This is a genomic window from Parasphingomonas puruogangriensis (assembly GCF_036663635.1).
In the GTDB taxonomy this organism is placed as follows: domain Bacteria; phylum Pseudomonadota; class Alphaproteobacteria; order Sphingomonadales; family Sphingomonadaceae; genus Sphingomonas.
Genome location: NZ_JAXOJI010000002.1, coordinates 169,109 through 185,918, shown reverse-complemented (window position 1 = coordinate 185,918; position 16,810 = coordinate 169,109). Strand labels below are relative to the sequence as shown.

The following is a 16,810-nucleotide window of genomic DNA, read 5'->3' as shown; positions in this document are numbered from 1 at the left end:
TTCGAAGGCCATCCATCACTGCTGAAGGCTGCCATCAATGGATGTCCGGGTTTGGGCCGGTCCAAAGTGAAATCTGCGGCGCCCGATCGTCATTTTTCGACCAATCGTATATCGGCGATCTCGAGGCGGAACGGGCCGTCGTGCTGCGTCGCCCCGATCAACACCATTTGCGCGGTAGTTGGATCGAAATTCGCCAAGTCGGCAAAGCGCAGCGTCAGCTCAGCCCAATCCTTCCCGATCGTGATCGGCGCAACGCTCGGCCGCTGTCCGCCAGTGGTCGAAAACCCCATCACCGCGAAGCTCTTGCCCTCGCCCCGGGCCCAGAGGCGCAGCGCCTTGGCGCGGCCCAGGTTGGCGGGCTGGAATTGCTGATCGGCCGGGTAAAAGGCAATGCCAGCCCAGGGGGCCATATAGCCCGGCTTGATCTCCCCGGTCACGACCAGCGCGGTCTGTCCATTGGGCGCCGCGCCGCCGAGGGCAGTCGCCAGCGTCGATTTGCCGCCCATGATTGTATCGGTCGATACGCTCCACCCTGCGCCAAAGGGCGATGTCATCACCACCTTCCCCTCTGCCGCGCTGAACTGCGCGATCCTCCCATCGGCCGGAAGTGCGATCGGTGGCGGCGCAACCGCAAGGGATTCGGTGGCGATCGCGGTCCGGCGCGCCGCGCGCAGCGCGCTGACGGTAGCGCCATCCTTCCAGATTTCGACAATATCGTGGACCGCGGCGATCGTGCTGGTCGGATCACCGTCGACGAGCACGAGATCCGCCTTCAGCCCCGTGGCGATCCGCCCGCGATCGGTCAGCCGGAATGCCTTGGCCGGCGCGGCGGTCGCTGCAGAGAGCGCCTGGATCGGCGACAAGCCGCCCTTGACCAGTAATTCCATCTCGCGGTGCAAGCTGAGTCCGTACCATGTCCCAGGATTGCCGGCGTCGGTCCCGGCCAGGATCGGCACACCCGCTTTGGCGAGTTTGCCAACGTTGGCGGCTTCGATGGCATCGAGCTTGGCCGAACGATCCGGCCCGAAACTTTGTCGCACCATGCTGACCGCGGACTTGGGCAACAATCCCGACAGGCGCGGATGGTCGAGCAAGGTCGCCGTCCCGGACCGGCCGCTGAACACCTCCAGCACGGCATAGGTCGGCACGATGAACACCCCTTTGTCCTTGGCCAATGTAGCGAATGTCGCACCGCCATCCTGGTCGGCAAAAAGATGCGCGAGCCCGTCTGCGCCGGCATTGATCGACTCCGTAGCCGTCGCCAGCGTTTGCGCATGCACCACCGCCAGCTTACCACGCTTGTGCGCGGCCACGATCAAGCCGCGGATGGTCGGCAGATCGAGCGTCGGGACCGCCCGACCGACGATCGTACCCGGTTCATCGACGATTTTGATGTAATCCGATCCTTCGGCGATCCGTGCGGCGACCCAGGCGTCCGCCTGTTCCGGGGTAGTCAGGGTGGGGACGGGCAGGCCATATTCGGTGCCATGGCCCTTCGGCACCGTGGCGAGAAAGCCGGCGGTGAAAATATCCGCCATGTTGGCATTTTCGCCGTGCGCCATTCGATCGCGCACGGCGCGGGTTGATTCGGGCGGGCTGAACATGTCGAGCTGGGTGGTGACCCCGAACAGGAGCGCGTCATCCTGGCCCGCATAGGCATGAACATGACTGTCGATCAGGCCAGGTAACAGCGTCTTCCCGCGTCCATCCATGACTCGCATCGTCGGCGACACCTTGCCACGGTAATCGATGTCGGCGATCGTTTTGCCTTCAATCAAGACCGAGCGTTCGCCGAGTTTTCGGACGCCGTCGAAAACCGTTACATTCCGAATGAGCGTTTGGGTCGGCGCGACCGCTTTCGGCTGGGCGAGCGCCGGTCCGGCGGCGATGCAGGATAGCAACAGGATCGCACGGGTCAGTCTCATCGGAATCGAACTCCCACGTTTGTGCATTGGTTTCTATCGATCCATGGCTATGCCGCAGGCGTGCGGCAGCGCAGTGACATCTGTCACCTGTCGCGCGTGACACCCGCCACTGCGCGACCCGCGCCCCGTTGCGCTACAGCGCGTCACAACCAGCCATTGGCGCGCGCGATACGGCCGGCTTCGATCCGGTTGGCAGCGCCAAGCTTGCCCGCCGCGTCCGACAGATAGTTGCGCACCGTGCCGGGCGACAAATCGAGGCGGCGCGCGATTTCCTTATTGGACAGCCCTTCCTCGGCCAGCCGCAGCGCATCGCGTTCGCGCGGAGTCAGCGGATCGACGCTGGCCTCCCACGCGGTCGCGGCAAGTTCGGCGGGAATGAAGGTACCCCCCGCCGCAACGACGCGGATCGCCGCGGCGAGTTGCTCGACGGGCGTGTCCTTGAGCAAATATCCGCGCACGCCAGCCGCGCGGGCGCGCGCCAGATAGCCCGGGCGCGCAAAGGTCGTGACGATGACGGTGCGCGTCGCCAGTCGCTGCTCGGCGATCGCGAGCGCGACATCGAGGCCGCTGAGCTGCGGCATTTCGATATCGGTCAGCAAGATGTCCGGGACTAGCGCATGTACCAGATCGAGTGCTGCCGCACCGTCGGCGGCGCGCCCAACGATCGTCACATCGGGCTCCATGTCGAGCAAGGCGGCAATTGCGCCCAGCACCATCGCCTGATCTTCTGCCAAGACGATGCGGATCATGCCGGGACCGTTGCGATCAGCCGCATGCCGCCGGTGCCGGGGTCGATCGTCAGCGACCCGCCGGCCGCTTGCAGTCGCTGACGCATGCCCGTAAGGCCGCGCCCTTCGGTGAAGCTGCGACCATGCCCGTCGTCGCACACCGCCAGCCGTGCCTCCTGCCCCGTCATCGCCAGATCGATCGTACAGCGCTGCGCCTCGGCGTGTCGTATGACATTGGTCACTGCCTCGCGCAGCGTCATCGCCAGCACCGCGCCTGCGCCCGATGGGATTGCCGCAAAGTCGCCGGTGATGTGCGGACTGACCGATGCTGCCGCCAACGCGGCGCTGGATGCCGCCGCCTCATGCGCCAGACTGCCCCCCGCTTGCCCGGCAAGTGCTGCCCGCACGTCTCCCAATCCTTCACGCGCAAGCAGCGCAATGGCGCGGCATTCGGCCTGCGCTGAAGTTGCGTCGGCGACGACCAGTTTTCCGGCCAAATCGGCCTTCAGCGCTACCAATGTCAGCGTGCGCCCGACGACGTCGTGCAAATCCCGCGTAATCCGCTCGCGCTCCGCGGTTCCGGCAAGGCGGCGTACCTCTTCCTGCGTCGCCAGCAGTGCCTGGGTGCGCGCGTAAAACGCCTCGCGCGATATCGTCGCGCCGCCGGTCATTACCAGCAGCAAGACGCCCGGCAGCCACCACAGCAGCGGCTGCCCCCAGGCGAACCCAACCGCCGCCGTCGCCAGCACAAGGACGGCGAGCCCGATGATCGCGTGGCGCGCCGGGCGCATGCGACCGGCTTCGGAACCCGCATAGATCGAAAACACCGTCCAGCTCCCGCCGAACGGAGCGAGCATTGCGCCGATCGCGAAGATCGCCGCAATCGTCCCCAGCAGGCGCATCCCGTTCAAGCGATGACTGATAAAATAGGTTGGCAAGAACACCGCGATGCCGATCACCGATGCGATCAGCTGGACGTGCGTCGGCGGCCGCCACAGCCACGGCATGGCGTAAAACGCGAGATAGACCAGCCACGGCCACGGCCCATCCCACCAGCGCTCGGTCTTGGTCTGCATGACGCCGTCGTCGCGCGTGGGGAGGGGCGTCGTCAAGCGGGGCTGCGCCGCCAACCGGTCCATGCCCATGCCGCGGCGACCACGGTCATGCCGGACAGAATGATCACGTGCGCGGCGGTCGTGCCGATCGTGTCCGCGCCCACGATGCGTCGCGCAATCTGGCCAAGATGATAGGACGGCAGGAACTCGCCGACGATACGCATCCATCCCGGCAGCATCGCCGAAGGAATCCACAGGCCGCCGAGCACCGCCGATCCCAGGAACAGCGCATTGGCCATGGCAACAGCGCCCTTGCCGCCCATCCGCATCCCGATGCCGAAGCCGATCAGCGCGAACGGCACGGTCGATGCGAGATGGACGATCGCCAGGATCACCCCCTGCGCCGCGCTCAATCGCACCCCGCCGATAATGCCGAGCGCGTAGATCATCGCGACGGCGGCGGCGGTTGCTGCAATCGCGGCGGTCAGTTTGGCGACGACATAGGCCCCAGCTGGCATTGGCGACACGCGCTTGAGTTCGATCAGGCCTTGCTCGCGCTCCATCGCCACGCCCGCGCCAAAGCCGAACAACGCTGGGCCGATGGCCGCGAACACGCCATATCCGGCCAATGTCGCTGCCACCTCAGCCGATGACGGCGACTTGGCGATCGCCAGCGTGAACAGGCCGAAAAAGGCGGCAGGGGTGATGACCGACGGCAGGATGAACTGCGGCAGCCGCCACGATCGCTTGAGCTCGGCAATGCATTCGCGATACCAGACCCCAATCGGCGAGGCGAGCGCGGTCATGCAGCAATCCTCCGGTCCGGCGTCAGCAAGGCTGCAATGGCATCTTCGAGTGCGGCATCGGCCACGCGCAGATCGGCAAGCCCGACATCGGCTTCGCACAAGGTTCGCAGCGTCGCGACCGCGTTGTTCGTGACGATGCGCAGCTCGGCGCCGTCGGCGCCCGCATCGCGCACGCCCGGCAACATCGCTGCGCGCGCCGGCAGTAGCGATGAGCGGCAGCGAATGACCGAGCCGCCGGCGCGGGCGCGCAGCGCCGCCGGCGTATCGTCAGCGACGATCCGCCCTGCATCAATCACGATAACGCGATCGGCAAGCGTATCGGCCTCCGCCAGATCGTGGCTGGTTAGCAGGACGGCAGCGCCATCGGCCGCCGCCTCGCGGATCGTGGCCCACAGCGCGCGTGTTGAGGCGCGGTCCATGCCCGCGGTTGGTTCGTCGAGCACGAGCAGATCGGGCCGCCCGCAAATCGCCATCGCATATTGCACGCGCCGTGCCTGCCCGCCCGACAGGGCGCCGCAGCGGCGGTTGGCCAGATCGGCGATATCGGCAATCGCCAGCGTCTCGGTCACCGCACGCGGATCGCGGTAATAGCCCGACTGGAGCGTGATCATCTCGGTAACGGTCATCACGTCGGGCAAGCCCGCTGCCTGCAACATGACGCCCATCCGCGCCCGTGCTGCTGGGCGGGTGGGATCGAGGCCGAACAAACGCGCTTCGCCTGTATCGGGCCGTAACCGCCCGGTGAGCAGACTGACGCTGGTCGTCTTGCCAGCACCGTTCGGGCCGAGCAGGGCGGTGACTTCCCCGGCGCGGATCGCCAAATCGAGCTCATCGAGCACGCGCCGACCGCCAAGCCGCTTCGATACCGATTCAAGTGTCGCTACTGCAGATATGTCCTGCACCATATGAGCACCTCCTTTGCCGGTATCCTAGTGGATGGCAGATCAGGGCTGCATTGCCGGATGTCAGGATATCGAGGTGACGTTTGTCATGGTCACATAGCGCAGGTTGGCGGGCGATCGACCGTGGAATCAGTCGCAGCAACGAGATGAATGAACGGGGGAATTGCGAAGCGACGAACTAGCCGCGAAGGTCCACAACTGGCCTCCACGCCGTGAGCCGGACAGTCAGGGTACGCCCATTGAAGACGTGTGGTAATTGGACGAGACTCGGCGGATGACTAGGCATCGTCGCACATCAACTTTGCTTGCGCTTGCGCTGTGTGGATGTGCGACTGCCGATGTAGTGCGCCAGCTGACTGCCAATTCGGTACCTTCGGCCAAAGACCTGAGTGACGCCATGGGCGCGGCGATGGGCCCGGTGCCGCCCTTCGTCGACATGCTAGGGGGATGGCAGTGCCCAATTATCCAGGAACTTCGGTGCTCTCCCACCTCACGCAGCAGCCGCTATCAATGCTCTTACCTTGATGGAGACAGCCGACTTACGGCAGTGGTAGAGCGCAGTCTCTCGCGCAGGGCCGCAGAAGAAGGCGAGTGGCGATGGGTACGCGGGAAGAAAAGGTGCGGCATCCTCTATTAGCAACGCCACCGGCCCCCGCCGTTCGGTCACCACGGAAACACGCCCCGAACAGGACGTTCGATGGCGATGAAAAATGGTGGAATTCGGAAAGCGGGCAAGACGCTCTAAGCGTCGGCTCGAGGGTGAGCTTAACCGGCACCTTAGTCTATGACCGAGCGTCTGTGCGATCCAAAGTCTGTTGATCCGTAGCCGCACCATAATGGTCGGCGACGAAATCGACGAACAGCCGAATACGGGCAGGCATGTTCGTGCCGCCGACGAAAACTGCGTGAAAGACCTCGCGGTCGCCCGGGTTGAACGACTCTAGCAAAGGAACGAGACGGCCCTCGGCAAGCGCTCGGGCGATGCCGAAATTGCCGAGCCGCGCGATGCCGACACCATCGAGCGCGAGTTGCAGCAGCGTATCACCGCTATTGGCCTCTATCGAACCGTGTACCGCGCGCGATATGATGTTCCCGTCCTGTCGAAACGGCCAAACCGGTTCGCTACGACGGAAATTGAAATTGAGGCAGTCGTGGTGGGCCAAATCCTCGGGCGCCTGTGGCGTACCGCGCGTGGCCAGATACGCTGGCGCGGCAACGATCGTTCGGCCATTGTCGCCGAGACGTCGGGCCATCAGAAGGCTGTCGGGCAAAGGCCCGGACCGGATCGCGACGTCGGCCTGGCCCTGCGCGACATCGAGCTTTTCGTCGCTGAGGTTGATATCGACGACGATCAAAGGATGGCGACGTATGAACGCTTTCAGCAGCGGCACGATGCACACCTGTCCATGCGACACCGCGGCGCTTACCCGGATGCGTCCACGGGGCGCGCCTTGGTCGGCAATCAGTTGTTCGACCTCGTCCAGGTCCGCCAAAATCCGTCGCGCGCCGGCAAGATAAGTGCGGCCCTCCGCGGTCAACGTCAACGCGCGCGTCGTGCGCAGCATAAGCCGGGCACCGAGGCGCGCCTCGATCCGATCGATCGTGCGGCTCACCCCGGAAGGGGTCAGCGCAAGCTGCCGGCTGGCCGCAGAAAAGCTGCCGGAGGCTGCCACTGCCGCGAATACAGTCAAGTCACCGGCGCGGTCATATGTCGCCATCTTTGCTCCTGGGGCAAAAGGTCTCGGACTTCGTTACGGCTAATCACTGTTGTCTGGCTCGTCTAGTTTTCCCTCAGCGCAATAACGCGCACAACAGGGGACCAGACATGAAGACGTATAGCATCGCCCGCCAGCTCGCTTTTGCGGTGGCTACTATGCTCAGCCTTTCGAGCACGACCGCGCTAGCGCAGATCGCGCCACGCTTTCCTTCTAGCTTTCAGACGCGCGAAATCGCGACCAACGGAACGACGATCCATGTCCGCGTCGGCGGGTCGGGACCCGCAGTCGTCCTCCTCCACGGATATGGCGACACCGGCGACATGTGGGTACCGCTCGCAGCCGACCTCGCGCGCGATCATACTGTCATCGTGCCCGACCTGCGTGGCATGGGACTGTCCGCGCGCGCCGAAGACGGTTTCGACAAGAAGACCGAGGCGCAAGACATCGCTGGCGTGATGGATGCGCTCAACGCGCCGCGCGCCGATGTCGTCGCGCACGATATCGGTAACATGGTCGCCTACGCCTTTGCCGCGCGTCATCCCGACCGCGTCACGCGGCTGGTGCTGATGGATGCGCCGGTGCCGGGCATTGGACCGTGGGAAGAGGTGCTAAAGAACCCGCTGCTATGGCACTTCCGCTTTGGCGGGCCGGACATGGAGCGCCTCGTCGCCGGCCGCGAGCGCATCTATCTCGATCGCTTCTGGAATGATTTTTCGGCGAAACCGGCGCGTTTCACCGAGGCTGCTCGGGCGCATTATGCCGCGCTCTACGCCGGACCAGGCCGGATGCACGCCGGCTTCCTCCAATTCGCCGCTTTCGATCAGGATGCCATCGACAATCGCGCGTGGCTTGCCGGGCACGGCAAGCTGACCATGCCAGTGCTGGCGATCGGCGGCGAGAAATCGTTCGGGCGAATGATGGCCGTCGCCGCACGCGGCGGTGCGGTCGATGTCGAGGAGCGCGTCATTCCCGACGCCGGCCACTGGCTGATGGAAGAACAGCCCGAACGAACCGTGAAAGCCATCCACGACTTTCTGGACGGCCATCCGGTTGCTCTACGTAACTCGCGCCTGGCGCCATCCGCACTATCGGCCGATCAGGCCGACCGGATGCCAACGGCGGGTGCCGGCGCGGGCACATCTGGGTTGAATGGGATCCGCACCGTGCTGCTCGCCGGCGATCCAGCCAAGACCGGCCCTTACACGTTGGAGATCCGCGTGCCCGCACATACCAGCATCGCCGCGCATACCCACCGCGATGATCGTACGGCGACGGTCGTCGCAGGCACTTGGTACTTCGGCTATGGCATCGACGCGTCGGACGCGCCGCTGCGCGCGCTTGGTGCGGGCGCCTTTTACACCGAACCCGCCAACGCCGCGCATTTCGCGCTAACGCGCGACGAACCAGCCATCGTCCGTATCAGCGGTGTTGGCCCAAGTGACACCACCTACGCCCCCGCCGTGCCGCATTGAACTTCAAACGCCAAGCTGGGGAAGCCGATGGTATTTTCTCTCCCAGATATGCTCGAGGTCAAACTCACAGGCGCGGCGGATGCTAAATACACGCGCATGGTGCTTTGGGGATTGAGGCACCAGACGGTGGATACGCGTTAAGCAGGTTGGCGTCAGAATTGTGTAGTTGCGGCCCGATGTGCCGCTAAGGCTCAGTCATTCTCACCTTAGGCTAGGCCGGCGGCACATCAATAATTGAGGTTGAAGCTGATCAACCCGCCCATCCACGCGATCCACACGATGCCAATCAGCGCCAGTGCGACGAGGACGCCGCGGACACGCTCGCCCCAGTTGCGGCCCGGCCGCGTGAGCAGCGACACGTTCCATGCGCCGATGATGGCCCCGACGATTGGGACGATCGCGGCGACCTGCATGGTGCGGATCCAGCCATCGAGGCCGTCATTATAGACCTCGACCTGGCTCTGCGCGATTGGCGCGAGGATCGTGTACCAGCCGCCGAGATAGAGCAGATCGCCAAGTGCGGCGATGCGCGTCAGCCGGCGTGCCAGCGCTGGGCGCCCGGTGAGGGTGGCGGGCAGGTTATGGACCTTGCGCAGCCGCGCGGCGACGAGCCAGAGCAGGACGGTGGCGAGCAGCACGAGGATCGACAGGCCGGCGATCCAGATGTTGAGCCCGGCATTTCGCGCCAGCGGTACGGCCTGAGCGTAGGAGACCGGATTGGCGCTATCGACGATGGTGCGGCGGCCATCGACATTGGTCACCAACAATTGCTGCGTGCCGCCCACTTCGCGCCACAGCTCGGGCGCGACTTCGCGGAACTTCTTGTCCTCAATCGACGCCAGGCTGATCGTGCCATCGGGATTGGCGGTCACCTTGTCCTGCTGGAGCAGGTAGAACAGGCTGATGAAGCCGGATTCGACGCGGCGCGAGCTTTCGTAATGACCAGCGAGTGCTGCGGCATGTTGAGTGGCGCCAGCGATGGCGGGCTGATCCGGGCGCTGGGGCGCAGGAAAATAGCGATCCATGAACAGATCGAACAGGCGCGAACGCGCGCCGTAGACGGCATCGTTGGCCCCGCGGCTGTTGAAACTAACGAAAATGCCGACCTTCTCCGCTGGCAGCATGTTGAGATCGGTATGGAACACGATCGTGTCGCCGCCATGCCCGAGTACGAGGCGGCCGTTACGGTTGCCGTAGAAGAAGCCGTGCGCCAGCGTGTCGAAGCCGGGGCGTGGTTGCGTTTCCGGGCGGTGCATCAGTTGCACGGTCTCCGGGCGCAGGATCTGCGCGCTGCCGAAGCGACCATCCTGCATTTGCGCGATCATGAAATTGGCCATGTCGACGCCGCTGGCGCTCACGCTCCCCGCAGGCGCGGTCGTCACGAGTTCGAACTTGGCCGGCGGCTGATCGCTCTCGCGATAGCCCTTGGAAACAAAACCGGCGAGTTCCGGCGGAACGGGCTGTACGAACGTGGTGTGGCGCATATCGAGCGGGCTTAGGATATGCCGCTGGACATAGGCGGCGAACGGCTCGCCCGAGACGCGCTGGACGATATAGCCGGCCAGCGCGACGCCGTAATTAGAATAGGCTGGGACGGTGCCGGCCGGGAACAGCATCGGGCGGCGGTTTTCCTTGAGATAACGTTCGGTCGTCTTGAACCTTTTGGGGTCGGTATCGAGCAGGTCCTTCAGGCCTTCCTCGAACCCGCCACGGTGCATCATGAGGTCGTTCATGGTGATCGCGCGACCCGATTTGGGGGTTATCTTGAAATCGAGATAGCGGTTGATGTCGGCGTTGAGATCGATCTTGCCCGCCTCGACCTGCTGCATCACCGCCGTCCAGGTGAGCAGCTTGGAGGTCGATCCGATGCGCATCATCGTGACGTCGGGATTCATCGCCGTCTTGGTGGCGACATCGGCATAGCCATAGCCCTTCTTGACCATGATCTGCCCGTCCTTGACCACCACGACCTGCGCCCCGGCGATTTTGCCGGCTTTGAGCGCAGCGGGGAAATAGCCGTCGAGCCAGGCGCTGAGATCCGCCGCGGTAAGAGTCGGCGTGGCCGGCCCTGGCGTGGGCGCGTCGGAAGCCGGCGCTGGCGTAGCCGGGGCGGGGGCAACCGGCGGTTGCACCTGCGAGGTGGCGGGGATCGCCATCAGCGCGGCGGCAAGCAGCGCGGCAAAGCCAAATTTCCTGATCATCAACGGGCCTTCCGGTTCATGGACGGGGCGGTTCGGGCGCGAAGGCCAGATCGCCATAATCGAAGCTGAAATCGGCGATCGGCGACACCGCCTTGGCAGTGATGCGCGCGACCTTGCCGTCCGCGTCGAGCGCGAAGGTCAGATAGGCAGGTTCGATCGCCGGATCGTCGAAACGCGCGATGAACGTGTCATATTGGTAATGGTCGAGCCGCCCCGCCATGTTTGGGGTGGGCGTGAAATCCACTTTCAGCCCCTTGGCGTCGGACGTCACCGCAATCGGGCCATACCAGGGATCGACATAGCGGCCGGCATAACGGGCGAGGGGGAGCGAGGGGCCGATCCTGGCCGGCGCGGCGGTTTTCTGGGCGACCACGGCCTCGGCCGCGGCGATGCGTTGCGCGCGATACGTCTTGAAGCGCGCCGGCCAATCTTGATGGGGTAGGCCGAGATAATGATCGAGCAGTTCGTACATCAGGCCGTGGCGCGGCTCGGCATCCTCGCTGTTGAGCTCGATCGAAAAGCCGACCTTCTTTTCCGGGATCAGCACGACCACCGAAGTCTGGCCGAACAACCCGCCGGCATGCCAGACGACCTTGGCGCCATGATAATCGCGTACTTCCCAGCCGAGCGCATAGGCTTCGTATGATGGCTGTGTGCCGGCGACGATTGCAGGCAGGTCGGGTATCGGGATCGGCGTGACCGGCGTGTGCATCTCGCGCGCTTGCGCCATGCTCCACACGCGTTTTCCGCCGGGAACTGTGCCCTGATTGAGCTGCACCTGCAGCCAGCGCGCCATATCGTTGGCGCTGGCCGCGACCAGACCGGCGGGCGCGGAGGCTTGGGGCAGATGATCCTGCTCGTCGAGCATGCGCTGTTCCCCGGTACCACGCACCGCGCCGCCGAAGCGGGCATGCGGCTGGGCGCGATTGGGGTTGGCGAAAAAGCTGGCGAAATCGTCGGTCGCGCGGGTCATGCCGGCGGGCTTGAACACGTGATCGCGGACATAGGCTTCCCAGCTCTGCCCGCTGACCGCTTCCACCAATTGCCCGGCGACGATGTACAGCACATTGTCATAGGCATAGCCGCTGCGGAAGCTGGTGGCCGGTTTGATATAGCGCAGCCGCCGGACAATTTCGGCACGCGAATAGCTGCCGCGCGGGATGTACAGTAGGTCGCCCGCACCCAGGCCCAGCCCGCTGCGATGGACGAGCAGATCGCGCACGGTCATCTCGCGCGTCACCCAGGCGTCGTTCATCTGGAAACCGGGCAGGTGATCGATCACCTTGTCGTCCCAGGCGATCTTGCCGGCATCGACCAAGGTAGCGAGTGCCGCTGAGGTCATCGCCTTCGCGGTCGATCCGATCATGAACAGCGTGTCGGGATCGACCTTGGCCGGCGCGCCGAGCTTGCGTACGCCATAGCCCTTGGCGAGCACGACCTTGCCATTCTCGACGATCGCCACCGCCATGCCGGGCGTGCCTGCGGCGCTGCGGATCGCCTCGATCCGGGCGTCGATGTTCGCCGGCGGGTCGGCTCGGGCGGGCATGGCGAGCGCGAGTAGCGGCAGAGCGGCGACGGCAGCGAGCTTGGTCATGAGGCCTCCGGCTGTAGGGCGGGCGGCTGCAGGCGGCGATACGCGACGATGACCAGCAGCGGCAGAACGTAGATCAGGATCAGCGCCCAGGCGAGCGCGCGATAGCCCGAGGCGATCAATGTCACCAGTCCGACCCGCTCGGCAATCAGCATGCACGGTACGAGCAACGCGAGCGCGGCGACGGCGCGGAACAACGGAGTGAGGGTCACGCCGCGGGTGCGCGCGATACGTTCGTTGATGGCATGTACCGCGCCAGTGCCGCTTTCCAGCAAGGCGGCGAAGATCATCACCTGGAACAGGATGTGGAAGGCGGGATGGCCGAGCCGCACCAGCATGTAATCGGACGGCAGCACCGCGCCGGCAATGTCGGGCAGGAACGCTGTCATGCCGACGAAGAACAGCAAGGCGGGTAGCATCGCGAGCGGGCCGGCGATCAGGCCGGCGATCACCGCGTCGCTGCTTTTGCGAAAATGCCGCGTCACCGGCAGCACGATCACTGCGCCGATGACGTTGTAACCGGCATAAGTGATGCCGCCCATAGCCCAGTCCGCCGAGGGCAGGGTGGCGAAGGCGGTGGCGATGCGGTCGCCGACGCCGGCCAACAGGAGCACGAAGAAGAGGGCATAGGTGAGATAGAGCAGCACCGACACCCACACAAACACGCGCTCGACGCTGGCGTTGCCGAAAGCCACGCAGGCGACGATACCGAGCATGAGCGCGAGCGTGCCGGCGATCGGCGGCAGGCCGAACGTGGCGGCCGCGATCGCGCCTGCCGCGGCGCCGAACACGGCCAGGATCAGCACGATGAACACGGCATAGGCCAGCTCGAACGCGATCCAGAAGCGGCCCAGCAAAGCCTGGAAGAAGTGGCGATAATCCCGCGCGCCGATCTTATGGGCGAAGTGGAACGTGACGGCAGCGACCACCGCCCAGATCAGCGTCGCCAGCAGCATCGCGGCGAGGCCGCCCCAGGGGCCGGCGGGCAGGAAGAATTCGGCGATCTCGCGCCCGGTGGCATAGCCGCCGCCAATGATCACTGCCTTGAACGCCAGCCCGGGGAGTAGGAAGCGCCGGAAGCGATCACGCGTGATCATGCCTGGCAGGCGTCGAGCAGGCGCTCGAAGGCCGCGCCGCCGCGGATCGGGTCGGCGGTAGGCAGGCCGAGCCGCGCCTCCGTTTCGGCGATCAGGCGTTCGGCCGCCTCCTGCCCCAAGTCAGCGGTGTTGAGGCTGATGCCGGCGCAGCGGATTGCCGGGTTGGTCAGGCGGCCGAGCAAGAGGGTCTGCTCGATCACCGCATCGATCGGAGGCACCGGGAAGCCGGGATGGCCAAGGATCGTTTTGCGGCCGGGCTGGTGGCAGACGACAAAGAGATCCGGCTGGCTGCCGTGCAGGAGCGCCAGCGAGACCGGCGCATAGGAAGGGTGGAACAGCGAGCCCTGGCCCTCGATCACGTCGAGATGATCGGGTGCTGCGGCAGGGCTGAGCAGTTCGACCGCGCCGGCGGCGAAATCGGCGATCACCGCATCGATGGCGATGCCCTGGCCGGCGAGCATGATGCCGGTCTGCCCGCTGGCGCGGAACGTCGCATCGACGCCGCGTGCGGCCAAGCCGCGGGCGATGGCCAGCGCGGTGTATTTCTTGCCCAAGGCGCAGTCGGTGCCGACCGTCAGCAGCCGGCGGCCGCTGCGCTTGAGCCCCGTCGCCACGGGCAGGTCGGCCGGGGGCACGCGCAGATCGATCAGCTGGCGGCCGTGCCTGGCAGCCGCTGCGGCGAGTGGCGCGATGCTGGTGAGCCGCGCATGCATGCCGGCGACGATATCCAGCCCAGAGGCGAGCGCGGCGAGCAATTCTGGCATCCAGCTGTCGGGAATGATGCCGCCGGGATTGGCCACGCCGATGACCAGTGCGCGCGCGCCTTGCGCTGCCGCGTCCGCCGGGCTGAGGCGGGGCAGGCCGGTCGTCACGGTGGCGGTGGCCAAGCTCCATTCGCCGAGGCATCTTTCTGGTGCCCAATCGCGCAACCCGAAGGCGGTCTTGGCGAACCCCGCCTCGACCGTGTCGCCGAGGAACAGCAGATAGGGCGCAGGCAGTGCCCGAAGCGCACCTATACCGACCTGTCTTTCCAATACCGTAGTGCTGAACACCAGCTTAGAAGCCGGCGCCGAGCGTCACGCCGAAGGTGCGGGGGCGTATGATCCCGGCCGCGGACGCGCCAAATGGGATCGTCGGCACCGGCGGCAGATCGAGCGAGGTCTTGCCCTCACTATTGCCAAGGTTCTTGGCATAGATTTCCAGCGAGAATTTGCCGAACAGCAGGCCGGCCCGCGCGTCGGCGACCTGGTAACTGGCGATCGCCGGCTGCCGACCGGTCGTGGCCACCAGCCCGGCATCGAACGCCGCCGCCTGACGCGACAGCGCTCGCAGCGAACCGCCGACATATGCCCGTGTCCCCGGTGTCAGTGCCCATTCGTACTGGGTGTCGGCGCTGATGCTATACTTCGGAACATAGGGCAGCTGATCACCGTCGCGACCGCCAGCGTTAGCGGGTGTGTCGTCCTGCAACCGTGCGTTGGTATAGGCACCATTGATCGAGGTCGTGAAGCCCGGCGTAGGACGCAGCCTGGCGGTGAATTCGAAGCCCTCGCTCTTCGCCTTGCCGCCGTTGAAATTGCCGCCATAGGGAACACCGTTTGCGAGTGTCTGGCCGAAGACCTGGATGTCCTTCCAGTCTACGTGGAAGGCCGCGACGTCGATCGAAAAACTGCCATCGCTCGTCTGGCCCTTCACCCCGATTTCATAGCTGAGCACGGTGTCGGAGCGGAACGAGCGGAACTCCGCGGGGGCGCCAGGGGCTTGCACGTTCGGGCCGCCGGGGCGGAAGCCCTTGGCGACGCGCGCATAGAGCGATGCATCGTCGCCGAATTTCACCTTCGGCGCGACCGAATAGGTGAACACGCCCTCGCTCGACCGCGCCTCCGGCAGGACCAGCGGGCCGCCAGCTAGCAGACCGTCTCCGCTCTGGCTCGCCCGCTGCTTGTTGTGGCTGTAGCGACCGCCAAAATCCAGGTCGAAGCGCGGCCCGAAATGGACCGTCGCATTGGCAAAACCGGCAATCTCGCGGTAGCGCGAGGGGACCTGCGCGATGCCGAGCACCGGCAGCCCGGCGATCGGCGTCACCGTCCCTGGCGTGACCGCGGTAAAGACCTGGTCGATCAGCCCCCGCTCGCGCGTATAGAAGCCGCCCACCACCCATTCAAACCGATCGTTCGACGGGGATTGCAGTCGTACCTCCTGCGTGAAGCGCTTCACCTCGGTCGTTTGCCCTTGATAGAATTCGTTCGGGCCGATGACGTCGACCAGCTGCGGGCTGAAGAAATAGGTCAGGTCGCTCCGGAAGTCCTGCTTGAGCGTGCTGTAGCTCGTTGCCGATACGAGGCTGGCGAAGCCAAAATCGTAGTTGATGACGCCGCTATACACGCGGTAGCGGACCTTGCTTTCATTGGGAACGAACTGCGACTGAGTAGGCCGTCCATACAGCGTGCGCCCCGTCAGGGGATCGGCGTCCACCGTGTCGGGCGCGTCGACATCGAGGTTCTGGATATAGGCGGAAAGCTGGATCGAAAAATCGGTCGTCGGCTGGAACAGCAGCGAACCCCGCCCGCCATAGCTTTTCGAACTGTTGATGTTCCGCTCGACGTCTGCGCCGTCAGTCCCGACCGAATCGATGAAGCCGCCCAGATTGCGGTAGAAGCCGGACGCCCGCACCGCGAGGGTGTCGCTAAGCGGCACGTTGACCACGGCGCTCGCCAGGTAGGATTCGTCGCCGCCCTTGGTGGTTTCGACGGTGGCCCGGCCGCGCGCTTCGATCCTGGATGTGTCAGGCTTGTTGGTGACGAACTTCAGGATGCCGCCGAGCGCGTTCGCGCCGTAGAAGGTGCCTTGCGGCCCGCGCAGCACTTCGATCCGGGCGACATCGAACGTATCGAAATCGCCGGCCAGGATACCGCCATTGACCAAGCCAGTGGACGACCCGAAGATCGTCTCGTCCTGATAGACCGCCACGGTAGAGGCGACGCCGCCGGTGTTGACGCCACGCAGCACCAGACGGCCGAAGCCGGGGGTCGATTGATTGAGCTGCAGCCCCGGGATGAGTTTCAGATAATCCTTGAAACTGGTCGCCTGCTGCCGCTCGAGCGTGTCGCCGCTGACGACCGAAACGGATTGCGGCACGTCGATCAACAACTGTTCGCGCTTCTGCGCAGTGACGATGATGTCGCGTGGCTCGCCGGCCTCGGTCGCGGCGTCGTCGCTTTCCGATTGCGTCGCTTGCGCGGTAGCAGCGCTGCTGAGCAACACTGCAGCGATTGCGCTGGAAACACCTAAAGCTCGCCGAAATGCCGTCACCGA

At 65.1% G+C, this 16,810-nt stretch carries 12 protein-coding genes; 1 reads left to right on the top strand and 11 read right to left on the bottom strand.

Annotation, left to right across the window (positions count from 1 at the left end; genetic code table 11):
- Positions 1 to 89 precede the first annotated feature (89 nt).
- The 6 genes from U1739_RS06380 to U1739_RS06355 all read right to left on the bottom strand — a co-directional run bounded on the left by U1739_RS06380 (position 90) and on the right by U1739_RS06355 (position 7,134).
- The gene (locus U1739_RS06380) at positions 90 to 1,925 is read right to left on the bottom strand and encodes an amidohydrolase family protein (protein ID WP_332705303.1); all 1,836 of its coding nucleotides are present in this window, start codon (positions 1,923 to 1,925) and stop codon (positions 90 to 92) included.
- A 143-nt stretch (positions 1,926 to 2,068) separates the two neighbouring features.
- A complete protein-coding gene (locus U1739_RS06375; RefSeq protein ID WP_332705300.1) occupies positions 2,069 to 2,674 on the bottom strand; it encodes a response regulator transcription factor in 606 nt (201 codons plus the stop codon).
- Positions 2,671 to 3,765, bottom strand: a complete 1,095-nt coding sequence (locus U1739_RS06370; RefSeq protein ID WP_332705297.1) for a sensor histidine kinase — start codon at positions 3,763 to 3,765, stop codon at positions 2,671 to 2,673. Before U1739_RS06370 ends, U1739_RS06375 begins: the two co-directional genes overlap by 4 nt.
- Positions 3,762 to 4,514: an ABC transporter permease gene (locus tag U1739_RS06365; protein ID WP_332705294.1), complete on the bottom strand. Its 753-nt coding sequence runs from the start codon at positions 4,512 to 4,514 to the stop codon at positions 3,762 to 3,764. The genes U1739_RS06370 and U1739_RS06365 overlap by 4 nt, the downstream gene beginning before the upstream one ends.
- Positions 4,511 to 5,419, bottom strand: coding sequence for an ABC transporter ATP-binding protein (locus tag U1739_RS06360; RefSeq protein WP_332705291.1), 909 nt, complete (start codon positions 5,417 to 5,419; stop codon positions 4,511 to 4,513). The genes U1739_RS06365 and U1739_RS06360 overlap by 4 nt, the downstream gene beginning before the upstream one ends.
- Positions 5,420 to 6,198: 779 nt before the next feature.
- Entirely contained in the window at positions 6,199 to 7,134 is a 936-nt protein-coding gene (locus tag U1739_RS06355) for a LysR substrate-binding domain-containing protein (RefSeq protein ID WP_332705288.1), read from the bottom strand.
- A gap of 107 nt (positions 7,135 to 7,241) precedes the next feature.
- Here U1739_RS06355 and U1739_RS06350 point away from each other — a divergent pair, with 107 nt between their 5' ends.
- On the top strand, positions 7,242 to 8,606 hold the full coding sequence (locus U1739_RS06350) for an alpha/beta fold hydrolase (protein ID WP_332705285.1): 1,365 nt from the start codon (positions 7,242 to 7,244) through the stop codon (positions 8,604 to 8,606).
- A 227-nt stretch (positions 8,607 to 8,833) separates the two neighbouring features.
- On the opposite strand, the gene U1739_RS06345 is transcribed toward U1739_RS06350, so the two are convergent.
- Genes U1739_RS06345 through U1739_RS06325 form a run of 5 tightly spaced genes read right to left on the bottom strand, consistent with a single transcriptional unit; the run spans position 8,834 to position 16,807 of the window.
- Entirely contained in the window at positions 8,834 to 10,807 is a 1,974-nt protein-coding gene (locus U1739_RS06345; RefSeq protein WP_332705282.1) for a serine hydrolase, read from the bottom strand.
- 16 nt (positions 10,808 to 10,823) lie between these two features.
- Positions 10,824 to 12,401 carry a serine hydrolase gene (locus U1739_RS06340; protein ID WP_332705279.1) on the bottom strand — a complete coding sequence of 526 codons (1,578 nt, stop codon included), beginning with the start codon at positions 12,399 to 12,401 and terminating at the stop codon, positions 10,824 to 10,826.
- Positions 12,398 to 13,495: a YkvI family membrane protein gene (locus tag U1739_RS06335; protein ID WP_332705276.1), complete on the bottom strand. Its 1,098-nt coding sequence runs from the start codon at positions 13,493 to 13,495 to the stop codon at positions 12,398 to 12,400. Before U1739_RS06335 ends, U1739_RS06340 begins: the two co-directional genes overlap by 4 nt.
- The gene (locus tag U1739_RS06330; protein ID WP_332705273.1) at positions 13,492 to 14,529 is read right to left on the bottom strand and encodes an N-acetyltransferase DgcN family protein; all 1,038 of its coding nucleotides are present in this window, start codon (positions 14,527 to 14,529) and stop codon (positions 13,492 to 13,494) included. The genes U1739_RS06335 and U1739_RS06330 overlap by 4 nt, the downstream gene beginning before the upstream one ends.
- Before the next feature lie 22 nt (positions 14,530 to 14,551).
- On the bottom strand, positions 14,552 to 16,807 hold the full coding sequence (locus tag U1739_RS06325; protein ID WP_332705270.1) for a TonB-dependent receptor: 2,256 nt from the start codon (positions 16,805 to 16,807) through the stop codon (positions 14,552 to 14,554).
- Positions 16,808 to 16,810: the final 3 nt, after the last annotated feature.

Bases quoted from the DNA above. Each gene is read 5' to 3' on its own strand.
- U1739_RS06380 (WP_332705303.1), bottom strand. From the start codon at position 1,925: ATGAGACTGACCCGTGCGATCCTGTTGCTATCCTGCATCGCCGCCGGA.
- U1739_RS06375 (WP_332705300.1), bottom strand. From the start codon at position 2,674: ATGATCCGCATCGTCTTGGCAGAAGATCAGGCGATGGTGCTGGGCGCA.
- U1739_RS06365 (WP_332705294.1), bottom strand. From the start codon at position 4,514: ATGACCGCGCTCGCCTCGCCGATTGGGGTCTGGTATCGCGAATGCATT.
- U1739_RS06360 (WP_332705291.1), bottom strand. From the start codon at position 5,419: ATGGTGCAGGACATATCTGCAGTAGCGACACTTGAATCGGTATCGAAG.
- U1739_RS06355 (WP_332705288.1), bottom strand. From the start codon at position 7,134: ATGGCGACATATGACCGCGCCGGTGACTTGACTGTATTCGCGGCAGTG.
- U1739_RS06350 (WP_332705285.1), top strand. From the start codon at position 7,242: ATGAAGACGTATAGCATCGCCCGCCAGCTCGCTTTTGCGGTGGCTACT.
- U1739_RS06345 (WP_332705282.1), bottom strand. From the start codon at position 10,807: ATGATCAGGAAATTTGGCTTTGCCGCGCTGCTTGCCGCCGCGCTGATG.
- U1739_RS06340 (WP_332705279.1), bottom strand. From the start codon at position 12,401: ATGACCAAGCTCGCTGCCGTCGCCGCTCTGCCGCTACTCGCGCTCGCC.
- U1739_RS06335 (WP_332705276.1), bottom strand. From the start codon at position 13,495: ATGATCACGCGTGATCGCTTCCGGCGCTTCCTACTCCCCGGGCTGGCG.